Annotated in this window: 30 protein-coding genes; 24 read left to right on the top strand and 6 right to left on the bottom strand. The window is 50.2% G+C overall.

Features of this window, described 5'->3' with window-relative positions; all coding sequences use genetic code 11:
- Window positions 1-112: 112 nt before the first annotated feature.
- From VLE72_02050 to VLE72_02020, 7 genes are all read left to right on the top strand, one after another.
- Window positions 113-652, top strand: a complete 540-nt coding sequence (locus tag VLE72_02050) for a hypothetical protein (protein HSX14671.1) — start codon at window positions 113-115, stop codon at window positions 650-652.
- Window positions 645-806: a hypothetical protein gene (locus tag VLE72_02045; GenBank protein HSX14670.1), complete on the top strand. Its 162-nt coding sequence runs from the start codon at window positions 645-647 to the stop codon at window positions 804-806. The genes VLE72_02050 and VLE72_02045 overlap by 8 nt, the downstream gene beginning before the upstream one ends.
- A 31-nt stretch (window positions 807-837) precedes the next feature.
- Window positions 838-1356 carry a superoxide dismutase family protein gene (locus VLE72_02040; protein HSX14669.1) on the top strand — a complete coding sequence of 173 codons (519 nt, stop codon included), beginning with the start codon at window positions 838-840 and terminating at the stop codon, window positions 1354-1356.
- A 4-nt stretch (window positions 1357-1360) separates the two neighbouring features.
- Complete coding sequence (locus VLE72_02035; protein ID HSX14668.1) at window positions 1361-1729, top strand: response regulator; 369 nt, start codon at window positions 1361-1363, stop codon at window positions 1727-1729.
- Between the two features lie 18 nt (window positions 1730-1747).
- Entirely contained in the window at window positions 1748-2959 is a 1212-nt protein-coding gene (locus tag VLE72_02030) for a glycoside hydrolase family 1 protein (protein HSX14667.1), read from the top strand.
- A gap of 63 nt (window positions 2960-3022) precedes the next feature.
- Complete coding sequence (locus tag VLE72_02025; GenBank protein ID HSX14666.1) at window positions 3023-3274, top strand: glutaredoxin family protein; 252 nt, start codon at window positions 3023-3025, stop codon at window positions 3272-3274.
- On the top strand, window positions 3274-4200 hold the full coding sequence (locus VLE72_02020; GenBank protein ID HSX14665.1) for an FAD-dependent oxidoreductase: 927 nt from the start codon (window positions 3274-3276) through the stop codon (window positions 4198-4200). Before VLE72_02025 ends, VLE72_02020 begins: the two co-directional genes overlap by 1 nt.
- A 42-nt stretch (window positions 4201-4242) precedes the next feature.
- Here VLE72_02020 and VLE72_02015 read toward each other — a convergent pair whose 3' ends face one another.
- On the bottom strand, window positions 4243-4509 hold the full coding sequence (locus VLE72_02015; protein ID HSX14664.1) for a GlsB/YeaQ/YmgE family stress response membrane protein: 267 nt from the start codon (window positions 4507-4509) through the stop codon (window positions 4243-4245).
- Window positions 4510-4677: 168 nt separating this feature from the next.
- On the opposite strand from VLE72_02015, the gene VLE72_02010 reads away from it, so the two are divergent.
- The 14 genes from VLE72_02010 (at window position 4678) to uvrB (ending at window position 16578) form a co-directional block, all read left to right on the top strand.
- Window positions 4678-5190, top strand: coding sequence for an inorganic diphosphatase (locus VLE72_02010; GenBank protein HSX14663.1), 513 nt, complete (start codon window positions 4678-4680; stop codon window positions 5188-5190).
- A gap of 9 nt (window positions 5191-5199) precedes the next feature.
- Window positions 5200-5940 carry a GGDEF domain-containing protein gene (locus tag VLE72_02005; protein ID HSX14662.1) on the top strand — a complete coding sequence of 247 codons (741 nt, stop codon included), beginning with the start codon at window positions 5200-5202 and terminating at the stop codon, window positions 5938-5940.
- Between the two features lie 51 nt (window positions 5941-5991).
- Window positions 5992-7005 carry a type I glyceraldehyde-3-phosphate dehydrogenase gene (gene gap / locus VLE72_02000; protein ID HSX14661.1) on the top strand — a complete coding sequence of 338 codons (1014 nt, stop codon included), beginning with the start codon at window positions 5992-5994 and terminating at the stop codon, window positions 7003-7005.
- On the top strand, window positions 7002-7439 hold the full coding sequence (locus VLE72_01995) for an RpiB/LacA/LacB family sugar-phosphate isomerase (protein HSX14660.1): 438 nt from the start codon (window positions 7002-7004) through the stop codon (window positions 7437-7439). Before gap ends, VLE72_01995 begins: the two co-directional genes overlap by 4 nt.
- Window positions 7439-8101 carry a hypothetical protein gene (locus tag VLE72_01990; protein ID HSX14659.1) on the top strand — a complete coding sequence of 221 codons (663 nt, stop codon included), beginning with the start codon at window positions 7439-7441 and terminating at the stop codon, window positions 8099-8101. Before VLE72_01995 ends, VLE72_01990 begins: the two co-directional genes overlap by 1 nt.
- On the top strand, window positions 8082-8927 hold the full coding sequence (locus tag VLE72_01985) for a transketolase (GenBank protein ID HSX14658.1): 846 nt from the start codon (window positions 8082-8084) through the stop codon (window positions 8925-8927). Before VLE72_01990 ends, VLE72_01985 begins: the two co-directional genes overlap by 20 nt.
- On the top strand, window positions 8920-9897 hold the full coding sequence (locus tag VLE72_01980) for a transketolase C-terminal domain-containing protein (GenBank protein HSX14657.1): 978 nt from the start codon (window positions 8920-8922) through the stop codon (window positions 9895-9897). Before VLE72_01985 ends, VLE72_01980 begins: the two co-directional genes overlap by 8 nt.
- Complete coding sequence (locus VLE72_01975) at window positions 9894-10781, top strand: class II fructose-bisphosphate aldolase (GenBank protein HSX14656.1); 888 nt, start codon at window positions 9894-9896, stop codon at window positions 10779-10781. Before VLE72_01980 ends, VLE72_01975 begins: the two co-directional genes overlap by 4 nt.
- A gap of 57 nt (window positions 10782-10838) precedes the next feature.
- On the top strand, window positions 10839-11810 hold the full coding sequence (locus VLE72_01970) for a carbohydrate kinase family protein (GenBank protein ID HSX14655.1): 972 nt from the start codon (window positions 10839-10841) through the stop codon (window positions 11808-11810).
- On the top strand, window positions 11807-13036 hold the full coding sequence (locus tag VLE72_01965) for a hypothetical protein (GenBank protein HSX14654.1): 1230 nt from the start codon (window positions 11807-11809) through the stop codon (window positions 13034-13036). Before VLE72_01970 ends, VLE72_01965 begins: the two co-directional genes overlap by 4 nt.
- The gene (locus VLE72_01960) at window positions 13033-13593 is read left to right on the top strand and encodes a hypothetical protein (GenBank protein HSX14653.1); all 561 of its coding nucleotides are present in this window, start codon (window positions 13033-13035) and stop codon (window positions 13591-13593) included. The genes VLE72_01965 and VLE72_01960 overlap by 4 nt, the downstream gene beginning before the upstream one ends.
- A gap of 63 nt (window positions 13594-13656) precedes the next feature.
- A complete protein-coding gene (locus tag VLE72_01955) occupies window positions 13657-14328 on the top strand; it encodes a hypothetical protein (protein HSX14652.1) in 672 nt (223 codons plus the stop codon).
- A gap of 17 nt (window positions 14329-14345) precedes the next feature.
- The gene (locus VLE72_01950) at window positions 14346-14576 is read left to right on the top strand and encodes a hypothetical protein (GenBank protein HSX14651.1); all 231 of its coding nucleotides are present in this window, start codon (window positions 14346-14348) and stop codon (window positions 14574-14576) included.
- A 22-nt stretch (window positions 14577-14598) separates the two neighbouring features.
- Window positions 14599-16578, top strand: coding sequence for an excinuclease ABC subunit UvrB (gene uvrB, locus VLE72_01945; GenBank protein HSX14650.1), 1980 nt, complete (start codon window positions 14599-14601; stop codon window positions 16576-16578).
- Here the strand turns inward: uvrB and VLE72_01940 are convergent.
- On the bottom strand, window positions 16562-16915 hold the full coding sequence (locus tag VLE72_01940) for a hypothetical protein (GenBank protein ID HSX14649.1): 354 nt from the start codon (window positions 16913-16915) through the stop codon (window positions 16562-16564). The two genes, uvrB and VLE72_01940, sit on opposite strands and share 17 nt — an antisense overlap.
- A 26-nt stretch (window positions 16916-16941) precedes the next feature.
- Between VLE72_01940 and VLE72_01935 the strand changes: the two genes are divergently transcribed.
- Complete coding sequence (locus VLE72_01935) at window positions 16942-17109, top strand: hypothetical protein (protein HSX14648.1); 168 nt, start codon at window positions 16942-16944, stop codon at window positions 17107-17109.
- Window positions 17110-17260: 151 nt separating this feature from the next.
- The gene (gene uvrA, locus VLE72_01930) at window positions 17261-20131 is read left to right on the top strand and encodes an excinuclease ABC subunit UvrA (GenBank protein ID HSX14647.1); all 2871 of its coding nucleotides are present in this window, start codon (window positions 17261-17263) and stop codon (window positions 20129-20131) included.
- On the opposite strand, the gene VLE72_01925 is transcribed toward uvrA, so the two are convergent.
- The 4 genes from VLE72_01925 to VLE72_01910 form a co-directional block, all read right to left on the bottom strand.
- Window positions 20132-21439: a hypothetical protein gene (locus VLE72_01925; protein HSX14646.1), complete on the bottom strand. Its 1308-nt coding sequence runs from the start codon at window positions 21437-21439 to the stop codon at window positions 20132-20134.
- Window positions 21440-21901: 462 nt separating this feature from the next.
- A complete protein-coding gene (locus VLE72_01920; protein ID HSX14645.1) occupies window positions 21902-22126 on the bottom strand; it encodes a hypothetical protein in 225 nt (74 codons plus the stop codon).
- The gene (locus VLE72_01915; protein ID HSX14644.1) at window positions 22123-22416 is read right to left on the bottom strand and encodes a hypothetical protein; all 294 of its coding nucleotides are present in this window, start codon (window positions 22414-22416) and stop codon (window positions 22123-22125) included. The genes VLE72_01920 and VLE72_01915 overlap by 4 nt, the downstream gene beginning before the upstream one ends.
- Window positions 22409-22627, bottom strand: a complete 219-nt coding sequence (locus tag VLE72_01910) for a hypothetical protein (GenBank protein ID HSX14643.1) — start codon at window positions 22625-22627, stop codon at window positions 22409-22411. Before VLE72_01910 ends, VLE72_01915 begins: the two co-directional genes overlap by 8 nt.
- 77 nt (window positions 22628-22704) lie before the next feature.
- Between VLE72_01910 and VLE72_01905 the strand changes: the two genes are divergently transcribed.
- Window positions 22705-24264 carry an excinuclease ABC subunit UvrC gene (locus VLE72_01905; GenBank protein HSX14642.1) on the top strand — a complete coding sequence of 520 codons (1560 nt, stop codon included), beginning with the start codon at window positions 22705-22707 and terminating at the stop codon, window positions 24262-24264.
- Window positions 24265-24354: the final 90 nt, after the last annotated feature.

Here is a 24354-nt window from a genome sequence, read left to right as displayed (position 1 = left end):
TGCCTAAATCAGAAATCTGCTCTTACTCCTTAATCCTTATGGCTATTCTTGCAAGCATTAGCATTAATGTCAATCCTGACAATTAGGTCATAAAAAATGTTATTATCAGGCCATGAAGAAAATGCTTTGGATTGGCTGCGCTCTAGGGGCTGTGACGGTTACTTATGCCACTTTTTATGTAACTATCCAGCAGACGATCCGCCAGGGGGCTAATCAACCGCAAGTTCAACTGGCTCACGATACCGCCAACAGTATAGTCAATGGTAGATACCAAGCGGCCATCGCTACTAGTATCAAGACCGATATCGCTAGTAGCCTAGCGCCTTTTGTCATGATTTATGACGACAATGCTAATTTGGTGGCTAGCGGGGCCGTGCTAGACGGTGCAAATCCGGTGGTGCCACCCGGGGTTATAAAAGCGGCCACCGAAAACCATGACCATCGAGTGACGTGGCAACCCCGGGGAGGAGTCCGCATTGCGGCAGTGGTAGTGAAATATCCGAATGGTTATGTTTTGGCTGGCCGGTCGCTGAGCGAAGTCGAAAAGCTCGAAGATCACGTTTTACAACTAGTGGCACTGGGTTGGCTAGTGACCATGGCTTTGATCCTAGTGACCACCATTTATACCATCGATCCTAAGGGCCGTGGATAAGAAGCTAGTTTTATTAGGCGCCTTTGCCGGCTCCACTATCGGGGGCTACCTACCAATGCTATTCGGCTCCAGTGCGCTTTCGGGCTGGAGCATCATCACTGGAGCCATCGGTGGCTTGTTTGGGATATGGTTGGTTTGGCAATTAGCCTCGTGAGCTAGCTGTCCAAGTCTGCTATATTAAAGTCATGGAAGTAAGTGGTCCAGGTAAAAAAGAAACCGCTAGAGCTGAGGCTATAGTCAGCGGCGAAGGTATCTCTGGTCAGGCTGAACTGGTCGAATACCAGATCGGAACCCAGACGTTGGTCCAAATTAAACTCGAACTCTCGGGCAACCCAACTAAGCTCAAGCCCGGCCTACACGCCGTTCACATTCACGAGAAAGCCGATTGTAGCGGCGGTTTCAAATGTGCCGGTGGACATTTTGATCCCGGCCCGGCCGGCAACAGCGATCCGGACGCAAACCACCCCTTTCATGCCGGCGATCTGCCCAATATCGTAATTAATGAAGAAGGTCAGGGTCGCTTGGAGGCTCTGACTACTCGAGTTACCATCAGTCCAGGCCCCGCCAGCATCATCGGCGGCGAGGGTACAGCACTAATGATTCATGCCAACCCCGATCCCTACCACGGCGGCGAAAGCGGGTCAGGTGTAAGTGGTGGTCCCAGGATAGCCTGCGGCATTATCGAACTTAAGCCAGTAGGATGACGCCATGACCAAGGTTTTGATTGTCGAAGACGAAGCTCCGATAGCGCACGCCTACCAAATCGTCTTAGAACAAGCCGGCTTCGAGGTCTTGGTGGCTAACCAGGCCCAGTCGGCGGTGCATTTGGTTCAAAGCGAGCGGCCTGATGTCATACTGCTCGATGTCCTGATGCCCGAAATGAATGGCTTGGACATGTTGAAAAAAATGGAATTGCCCAAAAACCTCCCGGATACGGTAGTTATTGCGCTCAGCAATATTGATACTGCTAGTGTTGTTAGCGAAGCCACTAAATTGGGGGTCAGCGAATATTTGCGCAAGGTCGACTACACTCCACATCAAATTGTTGAGGTGGTCAAAAAGCATCTCGCTAGCTAAAGCGTGTACAATACGGCTATGAAGCCAGATTTTGAGTCAGATTTTTTATGGGGCGCTAGCACCTCCGCCCACCAAGTGGAGGGTGGTAATAATAATGATTGGACGCAGTGGGAAAAACTCAACGCCGCTGCTTTAGCGGCCGAGGGCAAATCGAGCCCTGCCCGTGAACCCAACAACTATCTATCTGGCCAAGCAGCTGACCATTACCATCGTTATGAAGCCGACCTTGACTTGGCCCAGTCGATCGGTCTTAGAGCCTATCGTTTCTCAATCGAATGGTCGCGGATCGAACCGGAGCCAGGGCGCTATGATCAAGCCGAGCTGGCGCATTATGGCCGCGTCATCGCCGCCGCTCGCAAACGCAATATCGAGCCCCTGGTTTGTTTATGGCACTGGACGCTACCGGTTTGGTTATCCGACCGAGGTGGGTGGAGTAAACGCGCCAACGTTAAGCACTACATTGAATTCGTCCGAACGGTGTCGACGGCGCTCGGGCCTAAGGTCAAATTTTGGCTGACGTTAAATGAGCCTGAAGTTTATGCCTTTAATGTTTATATGCTGGGCAACTGGCTATCGAAGCGTCACAATCCCTGGCTGTACTTCCACAGTTTGGGCAATATGATTCGGGGGCATCGAGCAGCTTATCGTTTGATCAAAGCTAAATTTCCAGAAGCTCAAGTTGGTTTGGCGGACGATAATATTTACTTTGATGCCTTTGATCGTAAATGGGTCAATCGAATTGCGGCGGCGATTGGGACGTTGTTTTGGAATCATTTGTTTATGGATCGCATCAGAAAACAAACTGATTTTATAGGATTAAATTACTATCACCACGTGCGGGTTGATTATTGGCGGATTCGAAACGAAGAGCGTTATCGCTCCGATATGGGCTGGGAGCTTTATCCACGCGGCCTTTACTTTTTAATACTTAATTTGCAGCGCCGTTATCATAAGCCGATCTATATAACTGAACATGGCCTAGCAGATGCTTCGGACAAACATCGGGCTTGGTACATAACTGAGAGCTTAAAACAGGTCAAGCGAGCCATGGATCATGGAGCAGATGTCCGTGGATATTTGCACTGGTCGCTAATTGATAACTTTGAATGGGATAGTGGCTTTTGGCCGCGTTTCGGTCTGATTGCGGTGGATTATCAGACTCAGACTCGAACGGTTCGCCCCAGCGCTCGGATTTTGAGTCAAATTATCCAATCTGGACGCATCGAGTGATACTAACCTTGCTTTTCGATCATCCCAGCGACTTTGTTATTATAGATATATAAGGAAGGTGCAATGCCAACAATAAAAATCTATACCACCTCGACCTGCATCTACTGCCGGGCCGAAAAGCAGTTTTTTGACGCCCACGGCATTAAATACGAAGAGGTTAAGGCCGACGAAAGCCAAGAAAAGGCTACCGAACTATTTAAAGCCAGCGGGCAATATGCCGTCCCTTTCACCATTATCAAGCAAGACGACGGCAAGGTCGAAGCGGTCTTGGGCTTCGATAAACCCAAGCTAGAAACTATTTTGGGCGTGCATTAATGGAATCACTCGACGATGTGGCCATCATCGGTGCTGGCCCAGCTGGTCTAGCTGCAGCCATTTATACCGGCCGTGAGGAAATGACAACGACCGTCTACGAGGGCGACGTAGTCGGGGGTTGGGCGGCCCTAACCGGCACCATCGAAAATTATCCGGGCTTTCCAGACGGCGTCGGCGGCGTTGAACTCTCCGATAAGCTCGAAGCCCAAGCTACCAAATACGGCGCCAAGGTCAAAACTGGCACCATGATTTTGGGTTTGAAGCAGGGTCCGCACGGCATCGAACTTGCCACTAGTACCGGGACTAAGCACGCTAAGGCTGTGCTTATCACTACCGGCAGCGATTATAAACGTTTGGGGGTGCCGGGCGAAGCCGAGTTCACCAGTAAGGGCGTGCATTACTGTGCTACCTGCGATGGCCCGCTTTACCGCGGCAAGGATTTAATCGTGGTAGGAGGTGGTGATTCGGCTATGCAAGAAGGTCTCTTTTTAACCAAATTTGCCAGCCACATCACCATGCTGGTTCGGGGCGAAAAACTCAAAGGCTCACAGCTTTTAATCGATCGGGTCTCGGCCGCCAGCGATAAAATCACCGTCCAATACAACACCGCGATTGAGAGGGTTTTGGACAATGGGAAAATGGCTACTGGTGTTATGACCAACCAAGGGGAGATTAAGGCTGATGGCATCTTTGTTTTCATCGGTCAGGTGCCAAACACCCACTGGTTAAAAGACACGATCGAACTCGACGAGCGCGGTTTCATTCACACCGATGATAACTTTCAAACCAACATCGGTGGTGTTTTTGCAGCTGGCGACGTTCGGGCCGGCGCCATTGGGCAAATCGCCAGTGCCGTCGGCGAAGGCGTATCAGCCGCCATTGCCATTCGCGAATTTATTTCCGGCCATTTGCCAATCCGAGCCTAGTCAAAAAAAACCGCCCGGTTTTGGGCGGTGGGTAGTTTTTCTTTAATAGGTTCGACTACGCCGGAATCCTCGAATAACCACCAGCAAAATGATGGAGCCCAGGATGGCCGTTAGCAGTGTACTGAGATTGAAGCCAGAGATATCGCTGCCACCGACTAGCTTCAGAACCGTGCCACCAATGATGGCCCCCAAAATTCCAACCACCACATTCATGACGCCACTTTGTTCCTCATCCATCCCCATAATCAGGGATGCAATCCAGCCAGCCAGGGCACCAAGGATAATCCAGCTAATGATTGCCAAGATCATAACTTCACCTCCTTTCTAAATACCGCGCTTATGTTAGACAAACTATTACCGTATTTGAATGGTCAAAATTACAAACATTGTTCTCCCTGTCAAAATATGGTGCAATTAGTGTTTCCCATTCAACTAAACCCAATGCTATAATCACAACCAGTAAATAAGAGGTTATTAGTGCATAACATCCCCATTGGCGAAAACTTTCCCGAAAGCTTCAACGTCGTCATCGAAATTCCAGCTCATTCGCGCAATAAGTATGAGTTCGATGAGGGCTTGGGAACAATTAAACTTGACCGGGTAAATTATGCGGCTATGGCTCACCCTTATGATTATGGCTTTATCCCTCAAACCCGTAGCGAAGATGGAGATCACCTAGATGCCATGCTGTTTGGAACGACGGTATTTCCGGGTTGCGTGGTGGAAGCACGGCCGATTGCTTTACTTAACAAAGTCGACGACGGGGAAGTCGATAAAATGGTTTTATGTGTACCGGTCGAGGATATCAAAAGCGGCCACATTACCTCACTTGATGACATCAATGATCACATTCCGATCGAAATTGCTCACTTCTTTGAACGCTACAAAGAGCTCAAGCATAAAACGGTCGAAATCGTCGGTTGGGAGGACGCCGCTGCCGCCAAAGCCGAAGTCCGCCGGGCCTATGAAGCCGAGCAAGCTCGCAACTAGGTCCAGTCCATGAGCCAGCCGAACCACCAGCGCTATTACGAACAGGCCATTGCACTGCCGGCTGAGCTAGGTGAGGTGATAAGTCCTAAGACAGTCGAACAAGAATTAGCTGGTTTAAGCCCAAAAGCTAAACAGTATGTTTATGAACTAGAGCTCGAGCGCGAAACCTACCACCGGGAAGCTCGCACCGATCTATTAACCGAATTACCTAATCGCAGGGCTCTGGCCGAGTGGGTTGAACCAATCATCGAAAGTATCCAACGCCAACGCCAGCACCGAGAGCACCGCAGCGAAAATCCCCCTGGCCTGACGTTAGCCGTCATCGACATTGATCATTTTAAAGCTGTTAACGATCAGGCTGGCCATAAGGCAGGGGACGTGATCCTAAAATGGCTGGCCCATTTTTTGAGCGATCAGGTCCGGGCGGGCGATATGGTGGCACGAATTGGTGGCGAAGAATTCGTTATTGGCTACGCTGGCAGCGGTTCGGCTATCACCGAGAGAATTAACGGGTTGCATCAAGGCTTGGTCGAAGCCAGCGCTGACCAGCTTGTCACCTGGGGGGTCTCGGATCGCGAGGCCCTGACGGTTAGTATTGGGCTAGCCGAATTTGATCAAACCTGCGAAACTTACGACGATTTATTCTTAAAAGCCGATGCTGCGCTCTATTCCGCCAAGGTCCAACGCAACCAGGTGGTGGCTTATAACCCCAATGACCCCGATATGGCTAGCAAGGTTCGGGGCGGTTGAGCCAAAGCTCTAAAGCTTATACAATAGAGCTATAGACTTCGCGGAGGGAGCATGAAAATAAAAGTTGCCATTAATGGGTTCGGGCGGATCGGTCGCAACGCTTTTAAAATCGCTCAAGCCAACCCCCAAATCGAAATCGTGGCCATTAACGACTTAGCCGAACCAGCCACTTTGGCCTATCTGCTTAAACACGATTCCAACTATGGGACTTATGCCAAAACGGTCAGTGCTGACGACGAGCACATTATTGTCGAGGGCGAATCGATTACAGTCGTTGCCGAAAAGGACCCAGCCAGTTTGCCGTGGAAGGAAATGGATGTTGATGTGGTGATTGAAAGCACCGGCCGTTTCACTAAACACGCAGATTTAAGTAAGCACCTTCACGCCGGAGCCAAACGAGTCGTGCTTTCAGCCCCAATCAAAGATGATCATCATGACACTTACGTTATTGGTGTTAACGAAGATACACTAAAACCCGAGCATGAAATTGTTTCTAACGCCTCTTGTACCACCAACGACATCACTCCTGTCGGCGCCATCATCGAGGCGGCTTTTGGCATCGAGCGGGCCATGATGACGACGGTCCATTCTTATACCGCCAGCCAGGCCTTGCAAGACGCACCGGGTAAAGACCTTCGCGAAGGCCGAAACGCCGCCGAAAACATTGTACCGACTTCGACTGGGGCTACAATTGCGGCCGCTAAGGCCTTTCCGGCTCTCAAGGGTAAATTTACTGGCCTCAGTATTCGCGTACCAACCCCGGTGGTGTCGCTGTCGGATTTTACGTTTCTAACCCACAAACATACGACGATTGAAGAAGTAAATGAGGCCATTAAAAAAGCGGCCGCTAGTGAGCGCTTCAAGGGTATTTTAACTTGGACGGAGGAGGAGTTGGTGTCCCGGGACTTCATTGGCGACGCTCACTCTTCCACCGTCGACCTGAATCTAACCAATGTCGTTGGGGGCAATCTCGTTAAGGTCGTGGCCTGGTATGACAACGAGTGGGGTTATAGTAACCGCCTCATTGAAATGGTGGCATTAGTGGGGAATTTGATTCCAAGATGAAAGTTTTCCTGGCGGCCGATCACGCCGGTTTTGAGCTCAAAAAAACCATCAAACGGCACTTGGAACAGGCAGATTTTGAGGTTGAGGACTTAGGGCCAGAAGAACTTGATAAGGATGATGATTACCCAGTCAAAGCTTATGATGTGGCTACCAAAGTCTTGGGCGAAGATGATGCTCGTGGGATTTTGGTCTGTAGTAGCGGCCAGGGCATGGCAATTGCGGCCAATCGGTTGAGTGGCATTAGGGCATCGGTTATCTGGAGCGTCGACGGTGCCAAGGAAACTCGCTTGGATAATGATAGTAATGTCTTAAGTTTGCCCGCTCAGATGATTGATGAAGACACCGCTCTCAAAATTATTGATACCTGGCTAGCCACTAAGTTTTCAGGCGAGGAGCGGCATCTCCGGCGCATCAAGGAACTGGAGGACTTGTAATGGCCGAAGTTGCTATCACAGTTGGGCCAGTCACAACCCCAGAAGAATACGCCACTAGAATCAAGCGCATCGAAGTCTTTGTGCGGCGCTTCCATGTTGATATCAGCGACGGCGTTTTTACACCGACCAAAACCATTGATCTGGCGCAAGTTTATGATGTGCCAGACGTTCCGACCGACTTACATTTGATGGTGACTAGTCCGGCCCAGTTTTTAGAAACCGTCATCAGCCTGGGGCCTGAGTTAGTAATTTGCCACGCTGAAGCGGCTGCCAACTGGTCCGAGCTACTTAGCCAGTGGCGCGAAGTCGGCATTAAAGTCGGCCTAGCGCTGCGCGAGGATACTCCAGTCGGCAAAATTTCTCAGCTCCTAGATCAACTTGATCATGTCCTGGTATTTACTGGGGACCACCTGGGTTTTAATCACAGCCACTTTAAACCCGATACCTTAACCAAAATTAAACAACTTAAACAACTGCGTTCGGAATTGGAAATTGGGGTGGATGGCGGAATGAACCCAGAGCACACTCAGGCGGCGGTAGCGGCTGGGGCCGACGTTATTAATACCGGTGGGTATGTAGTGGATGCAACTGAACCCAAACAGGCCTATGCCGCCATTGTAACGGCGGCCGCGGAGGCGAGTAGTGACGACCAAGCAGCTTGAAACTAAAGCCAACCAAATCCGCGAGGACATCATTGCTATGTTGTTGGAAGCTGGTAGTGGCCACTCAGCCGGGCCATTGGGTATGGCCGATGTTTTCACCGCCCTTTATTTTGAAGTCCTAAACCACCGCCCCAAACAGCCGGATTGGCCAGAACGCGATCGCTTGATTTTAAGCAATGGCCACATAGTGCCAGTCCGCTATGCCACTATGGCTCGAGCCGGTTACTTTCCGGTGTCAGAACTTAAAACTCTACGTAAACTGGGTTCACGCTTGCAAGGCCACCCTGAGCGATTACGTTTGCCGGGGCTCGAAACCACCAGCGGCCCGCTAGGCAGTGGATTGAGTCAAGCCAATGGCATTGCCTTAATAAATCGCTTGGAAAACAATCGCTCCCGCTGGACCTACTGCTTAATTGGCGACGGAGAGAGCAACGAGGGTCAGCTGTGGGAAGCGGCTATGCTGGCCGGCAAATTCAAACTGGCTAATCTCACTGTCATCATGGATCGCAATAATATTCAAATCGACGGGCCGACCGAAGTTGTTATGCCTCTCGAAGATGTCCGGGCCAAATGGGAGGCCTTCAACTGGCATGTGCTGGAAATCAACGGCCATAATTTTGATGAAATTATCAATGCTTGTAATGAAGCCAAGGCTATCGAAAACAAGCCCGTCATCATCATTGCCCATACGATTCCCGGTAAGGGCGTCGACTTCATGCAATACGATTTTCATTGGCATGGCAAACCTCCCAAACCCGAAGAAGCCAAAAAGGCTTTGGCGGAACTAAGAACTTTAGGCGGCAAGATCCGGAGCGAGCATGAGTAGCCTTAACCCCAAACTCTACGATTCAGACGTCGAACAAGAACCGATTCGAGCTGGTTTTGGGCGCGGGCTGAAAGAGGCCGGAGCCGACGAAAAGATTGTGGCGCTGTGCGCTGATTTGACTGAATCAACCCAAATGCATCACTTTGCCGAAGCCTATCCGGAGCGGTTTTTTCAAGTTGGCATTGCTGAACAAAATTTAGTGACGACAGCGGCCGGGATGTCGCTCATGGGCCGGGTGCCCTTTGTGTCGAGCTACGCCGCCTTTAGCCCTGGACGCAATTGGGAGCAGATTCGCACCACTATCTGCTTGAACGAGACCAACGTCAAAATTGTCGGGTCTCACGCCGGTGTCAGCGTTGGTCCGGATGGCGCGACCCACCAGATGTTAGAAGACATTGCTTTGATGCGAGTCCTGCCAAATATGACGGTGGTGGTGCCATGTGACAGTTTGGAGGCCGAGCGGGCTACAAAGGCTATTGCGGATACTCCGGATACGACCTACCTGCGTTTGGCCCGCGAAAAGTCACCGATCGTCACAACTGCCGATACACCTTTTAGGGTAGGTCAAGCTCAAGTTTTACGAGAGGGAGCCGATGTTACCATAGTTGCTTGCGGGCCCATGGTATACCAGGCCATGATAGCGGCTAAAGAACTATCTAAAACCAAAATCGAAGCTGAGGTTATTAATTGTGCTACCATCAAACCGCTCGATCAAGCCACGATTTTGGCTAGTGTCAAAAAAACCGGCGCTGTGCTAACCAGCGAAGAGGCCCAGGTGGCGGGAGGACTGGGTGGTACGGTGGCCGAGCTTTTGGCCGATGAGCTGCCGACGCCGATGACTCGAATGGGTATGCAAGATCACTTTGGCGAGTCCGGTGATCCGACAGAACTATTGGAACATTTTAAATTAACCGCGCCTCACATCGCCAAAGCCGCCAAAGAACTGATCAAACGAAAGGGATCAAAATGACCGATATTGCTGGCGCCAGGAAATTGATGGAGCGCAGCCGTGTAGAGAAGTTTGCCGTCGGGGCCTTTAATGTTGATAATCAAGAGACTCTCAGAGCCATCGCTCAGGCTGCGGCAAGTAAAAAGTCTCCAGTTTTAATCGAGGCTAGTCAGGGCGAGGTTGAGGCTATGGGGTTGGCTAACTTACGCGATATGGTTGATAACTATAAGTCTGAACTTGATATTGAGATGTATATAAACCTTGATCATTCGCCATCAGTTGAGGCGGCAAAGGCTGGAATTGATGCCGGTTTTGAATTTATTCATATCGATGTTTCCCAAGCCAATAAAGAGGCCACGGATGATGAAATTATTTCCGCTACCAAGGAAATAGTAGAATATGCCAAAAAAACTGGTGCCCTAGTTGAAAGCGAACCCCATTATTTTGCCGGCAGCTCCAATGTCCATAATGAGCCAATCGACTACGAGGAAATCAAAAAGACCTTTTCGACACCGGCTGGATCAAAGGAGTTTGTAACCGCGACTGGCATTGATACCTTTGCAGCAGCGGTCGGAAACCTGCATGGCCTCTATCCAGTGCCAAAACAACTAGATTTGAACTTACTGCGACAAATTCGCAGTAGTATTGATTGCTACATCAGCTTGCACGGCGGAAGTGGCACACCGCCGGAACAGTTTAAGCAGGCGGCTGAGATCGGCGTGAGCAAGGTCAACATCAATTCGGAACTCCGTAAGACCTTTCGTGAAACCTTGGAGGAACAGCTCAAATCCAACCCTGATGAATATGCCATTGTTAAACTGATGCCACCAGTCGTTGAGGCTCTACAAAAGATTGTCGAAGCCAAAATGGACATTTTTGGATCCAGTGGCAAGGCCCATAGTTAAAAAAATCCGTGACGCGAGCCACATTACAACCCCAAGCATAACTGCTATCATGTTGATATGAATCGCAAGCTGAGCGTCGTCACAATCGGGGCGGCAACTCAAGACGTTTTCCTGACCGGTAAGACCTTTGCGGCTAAGCGTGACGTTCGCACTCAAGATAACGTTGAGCAGTTTCCGCTCGGCGCTAAACTGCCGGTCGAAGATGTACACTTTGATACTGGAGGCGGCGGCACCAATTCAGCTGTGACCTTTGCCCGCCAAGGTTTCAACGTTAGTACGCTGGCAAAAGTTGGTCACGATTCGGCCGGGGCTGAAGTCATTCGAGTTCTGCGCCGCGAGGGGGCTGTAACTAACCACTTGGCCTTCGACGCCAAACTCAAGACCGGGTATTCTGTAATCCTGACGGCTCCGAAAGGTGAGCGAACCGTCTTGGTTTACAGAGGAGCCTCGCACAATCTGCAAGTTCAAGATTTCCCCTTGCGGAACCTGGAGGCGGACTGGTTCTACATCTCATCACTGGCCGGCAACTTAGACCTATTGGAAAGATTATTAAAATACGCTAACGCCCACGGCATCGAAGTAGCGCTTGACCCTGGCAACGCCGAACTGGAAAAAGCCAAAGATCTCAAACGTCTATTGCCACTAGTTAGGGTACTCAAAGCCAACCGCGAGGAATTTGCCATGCTTTTTGGTAATGGTGAGCCGAACCAACTATTGCGGGCCGCCGCTGACCAAGTTCAATACGCCATTATGACCGATGGTGGCAAAGGCTGCCTGGCCACCGATGGAGCCAGCCTATACCAATGCGGCCAATACCAAAAAGTCAAAGTCGTTGATCGGACCGGTTCAGGTGATGCTTTTGGTTCGGGTTTTGTGGCGGCTCTAGCTAGGGGTGATTCGATCGAACAAGCTTTGACCTTGGCTAGTGCTAATGCCACGGCCGTGGTGCGCAAAGTCGGCGCTAAAGATGGAATTTTGCAAGCCGGTGCTAGGCTAAAAAAAATGGACATAGAGGTGAGCGAACTATGAGCGTTATTGCCGAATTGCTGCTGGCCAAAGAACCATTGCTAGATTATGCCATCGAGCAGCTGGAAGACATTACTCAAAATCAGGGTATTGATGCCAAACTAACGGCTGAAATTGCCGAAAAGTCGGCCGAACGTTTGCTTCGACTAAATTTAAAGCCCGACTCCTCTGGTCCAGAAATCTACGAATCGCTGCTTAGAATAGTGGCCCGCCACGACGAGCATTTGGCCAAAACCCTCGGTGGCCAAGACCCAACCAGTATCCCAGAAATGATCCCTTTGATTGTGGCCAAGGTCCAGGCCTTGGATTTGCCAAAAAGGGGTTTCTTCCTGAAAGAATCAGTGGCACGCGAGATGCTGGTGGCTCACCCGCCAACGAATGTCATGCAACGACTTGGTTATAGCGACATCAACCAACTACTCGAACGCGAGAATCTCTACGAAGTTTATTTGTCATTGCGCTTTGGCGAGGAAGCTGATTGGTTGAACCAATTCGACGATAGTTACAAATCCTTACAGGCAACCGATTTTGAAACCCGCGACCTTAATTTAGTTGTCTTCGACCCCACTAAATGGGGTGATATAGCCGAGCACTTTATTCAAAAAAAGCGCCACAATATCACTCATTCAAAAGAAATGGGTGCAATTGGGGTGATGCCGATGACGGCTTTGCACATGCGCGGAATCACCCTAAAGGTTCTGCCCCTATTGGTCCACTATTATAACGAAGTCCATTTGTATAGCGCGTTTTTTAAATTGATGAAGACCAAACGTAATTTTGGTGAAATTGTGGCCACGACTTTAATTGCTGACCCACCTAGGGTCAGGATTTTGGGCCACAAGAGAGTCCATTGGCGCATCATTCAGCGTTACTATGGTAAATTGCCAAAAGAGCACCATCCTGAACAATTCGAACCACATGTTCAGCCGGAGGACTTGCATTGGCGCAAGGCCGAAGAAGTGCTTTATCAGACTGATCCTGAACTCGAATTCTGGCGCGATCTTGATTATGTAGCCGTGATTCGCCCTAGCGGCACGGTGACTTTCAACCTAATGGATATTAGTTTGAGCTACTCCAATCAAATTGCTTACGCTGATCGATATCTTTACCACTTTCGCGAAGCCTTGTGGAATGAATTATTTGCCCGATATTTAGGCGAGAAAACTTTGGAAGCTCAAGTCCTGGAACGGCTTGATAATGATGTCATTGCCCCGGAGGAATTGGTATGAAGCATACTTATCAAATTTGCATTTCGGGGGCCGCGGCTGGCGATAGCGTCGAGGTCGCCTCAGGTTTCGTTAAAGATGTGGCCAAAGAGGTGATACGGCGTGGCCACATTGTTCTAACCGGGGCCAGCACCGGACTACCTCACATCGCGGCTCTGGCCGCCCAGCTGGCCGGCGGTCCATCAATCGGTTTTTCGCCGGCTGCCAACCGCGTGGCTCACATCCGGACCTATCATTTACCACTCAACGGCTTTGATACCATCCTCTATACCGGCTTTGGCTATACCGGCCGCGACCTCCTGCTAGTGCGCTCAGGTGATGCCATGATCATGGTCGGCGGCCGCATCGGCACATTAAACGAGCTGACGATCGCCATTGAAGAACATAAACCGATTGGTGTTCTGGTCGGCTCGGGTGGGGAGACGGCCGAGGTCCAGCATGTTCTAAAAGCCGCCAAACGTATCCGCAGCAACATCATTTTTGGTGATGATCCAGTCAAGTTGGTGGCTGACGTCATCAAAGTGGTTGATAAGAAATACGCAAAGCTGCGCAAGAACTAGTTGCAAAAGTCAATTGATTTCGCTAAAGTAAGCATTAGCATTAAAACAAAATGGTGAGCACTCATGAAAAGACTATTTAATCAGCGCGGCATGATCGATATTGTTTTGATTATTGTCGTCTTTGTTTTAGCGGCTGGCCTGGGCGGCTACGTTTATTATCGGCAACAACAAAACAAAAAGGCTACCGATGCGGCCTCCGGTGGTGTTATCGTGGCGCGGCACGTCGACCCCTATGCCGGTTGGAAAACCTACACATCGGTTAGCGAAAAGGTCACTTTTAAATTCCCGCCGACCTGGAAGATGGTCGAAGAGGCTAATCAAATGGGTCTTGATGGTAATGACAAACGAGTCATTCTAACCGGCACTAGTGGCTTTGTGCTGAATTACTTTGATTCAATTGGGGGGCTAGGCGGAAGTTGTATTGATCAGCCTAACGTTAAGTTAACAGCCGCTACCAAGGTCACCATTCCCAAAAGCAAATCGGATATTTATTTGATAGAAAGCGGCGATCAAGTTGCCTTGGACTCGGCCGTACTAACCGGCAAAGCTCCAGCAGTTGGGGATACCGGCAGCTGTATCTACGCACCGCTGATGCCAGGTAAAGACGGCGATCACCACATTGCTTTTACCACTAGTGCCCTATTGCCATCAGGGACGCCAAAGACCTTACCGGCAGCTCAAACCAAAGATTTTGAAACCGCTAAGTTGATCCTTAAGAGCTTTAGCTATCAGTAAAAAAATAATCTGACTAAATGCGCGTTATTGCGAAGCCTCCCAAAACCGAATCCGGATTCGTCGGGATTATTATTGTCATCTTAGTTTTAATTACGGTTGGGGCTTGGATAGTGTCAAGGTACATCAATAAACACCCTGAAACAACTGAGCAGGTTGTGCCGGTCAATACTGTGGAACAAGGCAGTAAGGCCATCGATAAAGCCAAAACCCTACAAAACTCCTACCAAAACCCAACTACGCAGTACTAAGCTCGCTTGCTATACTTAGGGGATGGCTGACTTCAAGCTAAAAAGCGAATATAAGCCAACTGGTGATCAGCCACAAGCGATTGCCAAACTGACGCAAGGGCTTGGCGATAAGCTGCGCGAGCAGACTTTGCTTGGCGTAACCGGTAGCGGCAAGACTTTCACTATGGCTAACATTGTGGCAAACGTCCAAAAACCGACCTTAGTGCTCTCCCATAACAAAACCTTGGCTGCCCAACTGTATGGTGAGTTCAAAGAGTATTTCCCCGAGAACGCTGTGCAGTACTTTGTCAGCTACTATGATTATTATCAGCCCGAGGCCTATATTCCTCGCAGCGACACCTACATCGAAAAAGATTCCTCGATCAACGAAGAAATCGAACGCCTGCGGCATGCCGCCACTATGTCGCTCTTAACGCGCCGCGATGTGCTGATTGTGGCGAGTGTGAGCTGTATCTATGGACTAGGTGACGTTGAAGATTACACCGCCATGACCTTGGAATTAAAAACCGGCCAGCGGCAGTTGCGTGATAAATTACTGCGCCGCTTAACCGACATTCAATATGATCGCAACGATCTCGACTTCACTCGCGGACGTTTTCGAGTAAGGGGCGATACTATCGAGGTCTATCCAATTGGCGAAGAAACGGCCTACCGCCTGGAGTTCTTTGGCGATGAGCTCGAGCACATTAAACAGGTTGATCCTCTGACTGGTGAGGTTTTAGCCCAACCCGATAGCCTAAAGATTTTCCCAGGGAGCCATTATGTTACTCCAGCCGAAAAGTTAAAATCGGCCGTGGTTAGAATCAAAGCCGAGCTGGCCGAAAGATTGAAGCAGTTGCGGGCGGCTGGCAAACTATTGGAGGCCCAGCGGCTGGAGCAGAGGACCAATTATGACATGGAAATGCTGGAGCAGACTGGCTTTGTTTCTGGCATTGAGAATTACTCGCGTTATCTGAGTAACCGCGAGCCCGGCGAACAGCCAGCCACACTGCTTGATTACTTTCCCGACGACTTCCTGCTGTTTGTGGATGAGAGCCATATGACCATACCTCAAGTTCGTGGCATGTATAACGGCGATCGGGCTCGTAAAGAAACTTTAGTCGAATACGGCTTTCGCTTGCCCAGTGCCCTCGATAATCGCCCCCTCCAGTTTGCCGAATTTGATCAGCACATTAATCAAATTATCTACGTTTCGGCCACACCAGCGGATCACGAAATAAGCAGGTCAAAACAAGTCGTGGAACAAGTTATTCGGCCAACCGGACTCCTGGACCCACCGATTGAGGTCCGACCGATTGCCGGCCAAATTGATGATTTGATCGCCGAAATTCGAGCCACTACCGCTAAAAGCCAGCGAGTGCTTGTGACTACTCTGACCAAACGCATGGCCGAGGATTTAACTGATTATTTAAAAGAACTTGGCATCAAAGTCCAATATTTGCATTCCGAAGTCCACACCCTTGAACGTACGGACATTCTGCACGATCTGCGGCTGGGGGTTTACGATGTGGTAGTGGGGATCAATCTGCTCCGCGAGGGCTTGGATTTGCCGGAAGTCAGTCTAGTCGCCATTTTGGATGCCGATAAAGAAGGTTTTTTGCGTAACGAGCGGGCTCTCATCCAAACCATCGGCCGGGCCGCCCGCCACATTGATGGCCGCGTGATTATGTATGCCGATACCACCACCGATTCGATGCGGCGGGCCATTGAGGTGACTGATCGCCGACGCCAGATTCAAACGGATTATAATCGTGAACATAATATTACACCCGAGGGTATCACTAAAGCCCTGCGGGATCGGATGAACAAGACCGAAGAAAAAAGTGAAGAAGAAGTTCGCCGGATTGATTTCAAGGCCATCCCGCGGGATGAGCGTAAGTTTTTAGTCAAACAATTGACCGACCAAATGGAACTAGCGTCTCAAAACCTCCAGTTCGAAAAAGCCGCTAGCTTGCGGGATCAAATCGCCGAGATCAACGAAAGTCTCAAACCAAAACGGTAACTTCTTTTATGGACAAAAGTTCTCGGATATCGTAGAATAGTTTGGTTCGATTCTCTATCGGAGGTTCAATTGTGCAGTTGGTCAGTAAAGTTGCCTCTGCCATTTTGGCTGGGTGTGTGATAATGGCTGGGCTTTTTGCCGAGCTCAAGGCCTCCCAGGCTGCCAGTGTGGGGGTCAAATAATGCACGCCGGCGACCCGAAACTTCCCTATTTTTTCCAAGACGAGGGCCACTACATTGGGCCATTCGTGGACCAACCCAAACGCCGCCACCGACTGCTTCGAGCGATCGGGCGAGGCTTGTCCAAGGCTTGGCGTAACGGCGACCAGCTGGTACAAGACGTCACAAGAGCAAAGGATGATTCATGAGTGAATTCTGGCGCCAGCTAGAAAGCTGGCTGGGTCTTGTGATGATCTTGTTGGTCGTCCTGTTCGGCCTTGTAATGTACCTGAGCGACCGACCAGCCTTTCGCCGGTGGTACTTCCGCCGCCAATTCAAACGCCAGCGCCGTAACACCAGAGTCGGCAAGTGAAGCGAACATGCAACCCATTGGACCTCGGCGGTAGCAATACTGCCAAGGTCCTGATCGTTTTAACACCACGACACTAATCATCCCTTAGCTTCTTGATAATTGTCGCCAGTGGGCGTATACTCTACCTCTGTACTTTTAGTGGGGTCATTATATGCAAGACCGCATCATCGTGCGTGGGGCCAGGGAACACAATCTCAAGAACATTAATGTCGAAATCCCACGCGATAAATTAGTTGTAATCACTGGGCTGTCTGGTTCTGGTAAATCATCGCTAGCTTTCGATACTATTTATGCCGAGGGCCAACGCCGTTACGTTGAATCACTGAGCGCCTACGCCCGCCAGTTTCTTGGTCTGATGGAAAAACCCGATGTTGATCAAATCGAGGGTTTGAGCCCGGCCATTTCAATCGATCAAAAATCAAGCTCCCGAAATCCACGCTCAACCGTTGGCACCGTGACTGAAATTTACGACTATTTGCGACTGCTGTTTGCTCGCATCGGCACACCTCATTGTCCGATCTGCGGTCGCGAAGTTACGCGCCAAACCTCCGGCCAGATTGTTGATCAAGTTTTAGCGCTGCCAGCCGATAGCCGGATTATGATTTTGGCTCCCATTATCGATGATAAAAAAGGCGAACATCGCCATGTCGCCATTAATCTGCGTAAAGCCGGTTATTCGAGGGTGCGGGTTGACGGCACCATTTATGACGTTAATGAATTTCCGGATCTAGATAAGCAACGCAAACACACAGTTGAAGCGGTGGTCGATCGTTTGAGTGTGGATGTTGAGATCCGGCAACGCCTAACCGAATCAGTCGAACAGGCTTTAGCGCTGGGTGAAGGCGTGGCCAAGGTGCTGGAAGTAGATAGCGGCTCCGAGCACACCTTTAGTGAGCATTACGCCTGCGAACTCCACCCCGAAGTTAGCCTGCCGGAAATCGCTCCGCGTAACTTTTCTTTCAATTCACCCCATGGCGCCTGCCCGCATTGTACTGGACTAGGCCATCGCTTGGAGGTAGATCCGGAACTAATTATTCCCAACCGGCGGCTGTCGATTGCCGAGGGTTCGATCCGGCCCTGGGCCAGAACCACTGCTCGCCTGAGTTGGTATTCGAAATTATTGGAATCAGTTGCCAAAGCCAACCGTTTTTCGATCGATGTGCCGATTAGCGACATGAAGCCGGCCGACCTCAAACTGATACTCTACGGCGCCAGCGATCAACCCATTAGCGTCCGTGGCCCCGGTGGTCGCACCTACCACACCACTTACGAGGGGGTGATACCGAACTTAGAGCGCCGCTATCACGAAACTGATTCAGACTTTGTGAAGCGCGAAATTGAAAAGTATATGGCTGAGCGCGAATGTCCGGTCTGCCTTGGCCGCCGCTTGAAGCCGGAAATGTTAGCCGTTACCGTTATGGATAAATCGATCGTCGATATAACAACTTTATCAATTGATGAAGCCGCCGACTTCTTCGCGGCTCTAAAGTTAGCGCCTCGCGAAGCCGAAATTGCCCGCCAGATTTTAAAGGAAGTTCGAGAGCGGCTGCAATTTCTCCAAGATGTTGGGCTGTCTTACCTAACGCTTGATCGTAGTGCCAACACTTTGGCTGGTGGTGAGGCTCAACGCATCCGCCTAGCCACCCAAATCGGCTCTAGTTTGATGGGCGTGCTCTATATTTTGGATGAACCTTCGATTGGCTTGCATCAACGTGATAATGATCGACTAATTTCGACCCTGACCCGCTTGCGCGATTTAGGTAATACCGTTATCGTCGTTGAACATGATGAGGACACCATCCGGGCTAGCGATTACGTAATTGATATTGGTCCGCTAGCAGGTGAGCATGGTGGGCGAGTGGTGGCCGCGGATACTCCCGACAAACTACATAGACACAAAGAGAGTTTGACGGCCAAATATCTAACTGGTGAGCTTAGTCTGCCGGTGCCTTTGAAGCGGCGCAGTGGTAATGGCAAAAGTCTAGTTATCAAAAACGCTCGCGAACACAACTTACAGAACATTGATGTGGAAATTCCGCTAGGTCGATTCGTGACTGTTACTGGTGTATCGGGTTCGGGTAAGTCCAGCCTGATAAATGACATCTTAGCCAAGAAATTGTCTCAAGTTTTCCATCGAGCTGGCGATGTCCCCGGTCAGCATGATGACATTGTGGGGCTGAGTGCTCTGGATAAAGTTATTAGTGTTGATCAATCACCAATTGGCCGCACGCCCCGCAGCAACCCAGCCACCTATACTGGTGTGTTTACTGACATTCGGGATCTTTTTGCAGCCACACCAGAAGCCAAAATCCGCGGTTACAAGGCTGGACGCTTCAGCTTTAATGTTAAGGGTGGCCGCTGCGAAGTTTGCCGGGGTGATGGCATTTTGAAAATTGAAATGCACTTTTTGCCCGATGTCTACGTGACTTGCGAAGAATGTAAGGGCAAGCGTTACAACCGCGAGGCCTTGGAGATTCACTACAAGGGCAAAAACATTTCCGAGGTCTTGGATATGACGGTCGAAGAAGCCGTGGAGTTTTTTGAAAACATTCCCTCGGTACGGCGCAAATTCGAAACCCTTAATAATGTTGGTTTGGGCTATATTCACTTGGGTCAAGCTGCTACCACTTTTAGCGGTGGAGAGGCTCAGCGCATCAAACTAGCCACCGAGCTGGCTCGCCGCAGCACCGGCCGGACACTCTATATTTTGGATGAGCCAACCACCGGCCTGCACTTTGATGACGTCAAACGTTTATTAGGGGTGCTCGAGGCTCTAGTCGAAATGGGTAATTCGGTTTTGGTGATCGAGCATAACCTAGATGTAATTAAAAGCTCCGATTGGGTGATCGATCTAGGTCCCGAAGGCGGAACCGCTGGTGGGTTGGTCGTGGCCACTGGTACACCTGAGAAAATCGCCGGTGTCGAAAAGTCTCACACCGGGCGCTATTTAAAGCGGGTCTTGGCTAAGAAAGCTGTTCCAAAGACTCAAGCCAAACCTAAGGCCGAAGTCAGTTTAAAATAACTAGGGGCCGCTGGCAGCATAGGTGGCACCCGTATCTTCCAGCGTGGTCGAAACAGTGTAGGTTTTACGAACAACCGTGTAGTGATAATCACTACCATTCGGATCTTTGGGCACGCTAGTCAAATACTTGGGCGCTAACTTGGCCAGACTACTGGGTAGAGTTTTGTTGGCCAAGAAGTACTTCTTGAGCGCGGCACTAATGGCATCAACGTCACTGCGGCGCTGGTAATCTCGGGTCTGAATGCCGGCTCTAGCAGCAAAAATATCACCTAAATTGCTCGCACCTGTCGGCAGTGAGGGCTCAGTGGCCGCATTATATTGATCAAATTTTAGAGTCAGAGTGCCGCTTAAACCCAGATCCTTGCTATTTAGGTGGAGTATCAATTTATCGTAACTGGTGCTGGTCCAGAGATCATAGGTTACATTTAGCTGATTCAAATTACTGACTAACAAATCTATATCGCAGCCCTGCGGCAGGGAACTATTAATGTTTTCCCAAGCGGCCGCTAAACTATGGCTATCGACGCTGCCGCGCAGATGAGTTGTAGTATGACCATCGGCTTTTTGGCCATAAAGTATCAACGGCGAATAATGCAGTTGGATTTGGCGGATGGCCTGGTACCAAACTAGGGCAGACGGATATTTTGAGTCTGGTCGAGTTTCGCAATAGTACTTGTACAGACTGGTATCGAGTTTGGTTTGGTAGTACTGGTTGGACTGTAATCGGTAAGTATAGGCGCCCTGGTTATAGCGGATAAAGGGTAAGTCGTTACCACTTAGTTTGGTATAAAGGTTACCACCCTTGGCCACCATGGTTCCTTGGTAGTTGCGGTTACCGAACTGGCCATCAAAATTGAGCTGGTCGCTAGTGCCTTTTTTGGCATAAACACCATTAAAGTCCAGATTACTATTTACGACTTCCAAAAAAGCCGAACCGTGCAAGCTGAGGTTGCCAGCCAGGTTAAACGAATTAGCCGCCGCTACCTTAGTTTGGAAGTTGCGGCCAGCCGCCCGAGCCGGCAAAATGTAGGCCGCCAGCAGAATACCCAGCACTAAAACAATCACGGCAACAACGGTGATAGTTTTGACTGGCCGCGGATTTTTTGGTGGAGCCGGTGGGCTAGGAGGTGTCTCGGCAACCGGTTGACTAGAGAGCTGTGGCGCCGGGCTGGCCGTCTTGGTTTGTTCTGGTGGTGAAGCTACTCTGGCAACCGTCGGCGATTTAGCACTACGCTTGCCCGGGCCAGCGTAGCCGCAATTTAAACACAAATAACCAGCTTTGGACTTAACCAGCTGATGCTCACACACTGGACAGGTCATATTAGAAGCATAACAGATTTGAGATGATTTTGTCACTCCGAGCAAATATCCCATCCCCAATCATCCGCTCCAACCCCATCTTCCTCCCAGACTCTCTGCTCTGCGTCTTTGTCGTTCGGCCTTAAGACTGACTCGCGAGTTATCGTCGCTCGTTTAGCGGACGAACAGTCTTTCGGCTCGAACGACCATTATCTTTTTCCATGCAGCAGATTGCGAAGGACTAAGTAAGGGGAGATATAGACTGAGCAATCTGCTCTAGATGATCTAGAAAAGAAAGCTACCCCACCAATTTTTTTGTATCGACAGCAATAGAAAGTATTACAGGGGTAAGAGATGAGAGCTTACACAAAAAATTGGTGGGGAGAGAGATTAGAATGCCTGCCAGCGGGTGGGAGAAGAATGAAAAAGCGGTACCGAACGAATGTTCAGTACCGCCATTTACGGACGCGATCAAGTCTGCTTCCGATCGGCTACCAATGCAGCTACGCCGCCAACGACCACGGAGTTAATCACCACCAGGATCACCAGGATCCACTGGCTATTGGTGGTTGGCCCGTTGTAGAACCCCACCACCCACCAGTCGAGTAGCGCTATCGCAACGAAGATGAACAGCAAGAACAGTCCAGTGGCTGTTAGCAACAGTAAATTTCGCACCACTTTGCCTCGGTGGTTCATCCTGGTTCCTCAGCCTCATGATCGAGGTCGATTACCGTTTCGTCTGCAGCCCTGGGCCGATGTGGATCCGGACTCATGCCACAGATGAAGGTTCCGACAATGAGCAGCAACGCGCAAGACAGTGCCACTGTCCCCAGTAGGTGGTCTTGGATGTAGGACAGGTGCGAGAGGGCTAGTGATACCAGTCCGGCGAAACCAAGAACGAGAGCCGTAAACAGAACAGTTTTCCACGCATCACTGGGGGTGAATTCGGATTCTTCCGTCGAGGTGTCACTGATCATCTCACCCATTTTCGATCTCCTCACGTTCGGCCCGCCGATACGACCAAAGGTAGAGCCCAGTCCCGAGCGCTACCAATGCGACACCAGTCCCAATTGCGGTTAGAGTCTCGCCGAGCGGGCGATTGGCAATGATCACAGCGCAGATGGCGGCTCCAAGGGCAATAGTTACGGCAATCGCCATTCGAATCTTCTCGGATTTTGAAACTTTGTCAGGGTCCATCGTTCTCCCCTCAAACGAACTGGGCTAAAAGTATAACTTTTAGGGTTTAAAGTCAAATATTTCGTTATAATAGTCCCATGGCCATCAAACTGGAAACAAAACTGAAGAACTTGCCGACTCAACCGGGCGTTTACTTTTTTAAAGATAGCGACGGTAAAATTATTTACATCGGCAAAGCCGCGGTGCTCAAGAACCGAGTTGGTTCGTATTTCCAAAAAACCGCCAAAGACCCCAAAACGACTTTGCTGGTGGCTGATATTCACGATCTAGATTGGATTACGGTCGAATCCGAAGTTGAAGCCTTATTCTTGGAATCCGAATTCATCAAACGCTACCGACCGAAATATAACATCGACCTCAAAGACGACAAACACTGGATTTATTTGAAAATCACTAGCCAAGCTAAGTTTCCAGTTGTTAGCTACGTTCGCCGGCCGATGGACGATAAAAGTGCCTATTTTGGGCCGTTTACTTCAAGCGATGCAGTGCGGCGGGCTATGAAGATGCTGCGCAAAATCTTCCCATATGTTACCCACGAAACCTTGCCGCCCAGGGCTTGCCTGCAAGCCCATTTGGGTCTTTGCCCGAATCCGGAAGAAGGCGCCATTGATTCAGCTACTTACAAACGTCGTAACATCCGCAACCTGGTGCTGTATTTGAGTGGCCAGCAAGATAAATTGATGCAGCAGTTAGAAAAAGACATGCAGCGGGCGGCCAAAAAACGCGATTTTGAAGCCGCTGGCCGAGCTCGCGATCAGTTACGTGACCTGCGGGCCTTGGCCAAGCAAATGATCTTTGGCGACAATGAAGCCTTTGATTTGAGCCGCGATCAGGCTCTGGTTGGCTTGGCCGAGCGCTTGGGTTTGCCCAGCGCACCCCGCCGGATCGAGGCCTACGACATCAGTCACATGCAGGGTAGCGACAATGTGGCTAGCATGATCGTATTTACCGACGGTGTGCCCAACCAGGACGAATATCGGCGCTTCAAAATGCGTTTGGTTGGAAATGATGATTTTGCTCACATGCGTGAAGTTATTCAGCGGCGTTTTAGTGGCAAGCCACTAGTCGATTGGGCCAAGCCAGATTTAATTTTGATTGATGGTGGCAAGGGCCAGCTATCCAGTGCTCTAGCGGTGATGGGGGAGTTGGGGATTTCGATACCAGCGATCGGTTTAGCCAAACGCGAGGAAGAAATCATTCGCTACGTTGGCGGGGCTTCTAAGATGTCATCCTCGACCGGAAAGCCGCATGATGTGGGCGCTCCGGATCGGGGATCTCTTAATCTCAGAGATTCTCAATCAGAAGCGTCTTCGGTGAATCGAAGCCTTTCTATTGAGAATGACAATACGGGAAAATTCGAAACCATTTTGCTACCCAAAGACTCGCATGTTTTACAATTACTGCAGCGGGTCCGCGATGAGGCCCATCGGTTCGCCGTCACTTACCATGCCCTGCTGCGCGGTCAGCGTCAAACCAAATCGCAGCTTGATGATATTCCCGGCGTAGGACCCGCCACCCGCAAACGGCTAATCAAACAATTTGGTAGCCTGCGCGGGGTTAAACTGGCTAGCGTCGATGAGCTAGCGGCCACCGTTGGCAGTTCCAAGGCCAAATTAATCAAAGAGAGGGTGGGATAATGAGTCGCAAACAACTCGAAAAAGCCCTGCGTCGGGCGAACACTCGGGATAAAAAACGCCAAACTCGCATGAAAGTCAGTGGCAAAAGCG

The organism is Candidatus Saccharimonadales bacterium, from assembly GCA_035480635.1.
Classification (GTDB): Bacteria; Patescibacteriota; Saccharimonadia; order UBA4664; family DATIHN01; genus DATIHN01.
This window is presented reverse-complemented; position numbering and strand designations above follow the sequence as displayed.

What these genes read in the sequence shown, in the direction of transcription:
- VLE72_02050 (HSX14671.1), top strand. Translation starts at nt 113, where the DNA reads ATGAAGAAAATGCTTTGGATTGGCTGCGCTCTAGGGGCTGTGACGGTT.
- VLE72_02040 (HSX14669.1), top strand. Translation starts at nt 838, where the DNA reads ATGGAAGTAAGTGGTCCAGGTAAAAAAGAAACCGCTAGAGCTGAGGCT.
- VLE72_02035 (HSX14668.1), top strand. Translation starts at nt 1,361, where the DNA reads ATGACCAAGGTTTTGATTGTCGAAGACGAAGCTCCGATAGCGCACGCC.
- VLE72_02030 (HSX14667.1), top strand. Translation starts at nt 1,748, where the DNA reads ATGAAGCCAGATTTTGAGTCAGATTTTTTATGGGGCGCTAGCACCTCC.
- VLE72_02025 (HSX14666.1), top strand. Translation starts at nt 3,023, where the DNA reads ATGCCAACAATAAAAATCTATACCACCTCGACCTGCATCTACTGCCGG.
- VLE72_02020 (HSX14665.1), top strand. Translation starts at nt 3,274, where the DNA reads ATGGAATCACTCGACGATGTGGCCATCATCGGTGCTGGCCCAGCTGGT.
- VLE72_02015 (HSX14664.1), bottom strand. Translation starts at nt 4,509, where the DNA reads ATGATCTTGGCAATCATTAGCTGGATTATCCTTGGTGCCCTGGCTGGC.
- VLE72_02005 (HSX14662.1), top strand. Translation starts at nt 5,200, where the DNA reads ATGAGCCAGCCGAACCACCAGCGCTATTACGAACAGGCCATTGCACTG.
- gap (HSX14661.1), top strand. Translation starts at nt 5,992, where the DNA reads ATGAAAATAAAAGTTGCCATTAATGGGTTCGGGCGGATCGGTCGCAAC.
- VLE72_01995 (HSX14660.1), top strand. Translation starts at nt 7,002, where the DNA reads ATGAAAGTTTTCCTGGCGGCCGATCACGCCGGTTTTGAGCTCAAAAAA.
- VLE72_01990 (HSX14659.1), top strand. Translation starts at nt 7,439, where the DNA reads ATGGCCGAAGTTGCTATCACAGTTGGGCCAGTCACAACCCCAGAAGAA.
- VLE72_01980 (HSX14657.1), top strand. Translation starts at nt 8,920, where the DNA reads ATGAGTAGCCTTAACCCCAAACTCTACGATTCAGACGTCGAACAAGAA.
- VLE72_01975 (HSX14656.1), top strand. Translation starts at nt 9,894, where the DNA reads ATGACCGATATTGCTGGCGCCAGGAAATTGATGGAGCGCAGCCGTGTA.
- VLE72_01970 (HSX14655.1), top strand. Translation starts at nt 10,839, where the DNA reads ATGAATCGCAAGCTGAGCGTCGTCACAATCGGGGCGGCAACTCAAGAC.
- VLE72_01965 (HSX14654.1), top strand. Translation starts at nt 11,807, where the DNA reads ATGAGCGTTATTGCCGAATTGCTGCTGGCCAAAGAACCATTGCTAGAT.
- VLE72_01960 (HSX14653.1), top strand. Translation starts at nt 13,033, where the DNA reads ATGAAGCATACTTATCAAATTTGCATTTCGGGGGCCGCGGCTGGCGAT.
- VLE72_01955 (HSX14652.1), top strand. Translation starts at nt 13,657, where the DNA reads ATGAAAAGACTATTTAATCAGCGCGGCATGATCGATATTGTTTTGATT.
- VLE72_01950 (HSX14651.1), top strand. Translation starts at nt 14,346, where the DNA reads ATGCGCGTTATTGCGAAGCCTCCCAAAACCGAATCCGGATTCGTCGGG.
- uvrB (HSX14650.1), top strand. Translation starts at nt 14,599, where the DNA reads ATGGCTGACTTCAAGCTAAAAAGCGAATATAAGCCAACTGGTGATCAG.
- VLE72_01935 (HSX14648.1), top strand. Translation starts at nt 16,942, where the DNA reads ATGAGTGAATTCTGGCGCCAGCTAGAAAGCTGGCTGGGTCTTGTGATG.
- uvrA (HSX14647.1), top strand. Translation starts at nt 17,261, where the DNA reads ATGCAAGACCGCATCATCGTGCGTGGGGCCAGGGAACACAATCTCAAG.
- VLE72_01920 (HSX14645.1), bottom strand. Translation starts at nt 22,126, where the DNA reads ATGAACCACCGAGGCAAAGTGGTGCGAAATTTACTGTTGCTAACAGCC.
- VLE72_01915 (HSX14644.1), bottom strand. Translation starts at nt 22,416, where the DNA reads ATGGGTGAGATGATCAGTGACACCTCGACGGAAGAATCCGAATTCACC.
- VLE72_01910 (HSX14643.1), bottom strand. Translation starts at nt 22,627, where the DNA reads ATGGACCCTGACAAAGTTTCAAAATCCGAGAAGATTCGAATGGCGATT.
- VLE72_01905 (HSX14642.1), top strand. Translation starts at nt 22,705, where the DNA reads ATGGCCATCAAACTGGAAACAAAACTGAAGAACTTGCCGACTCAACCG.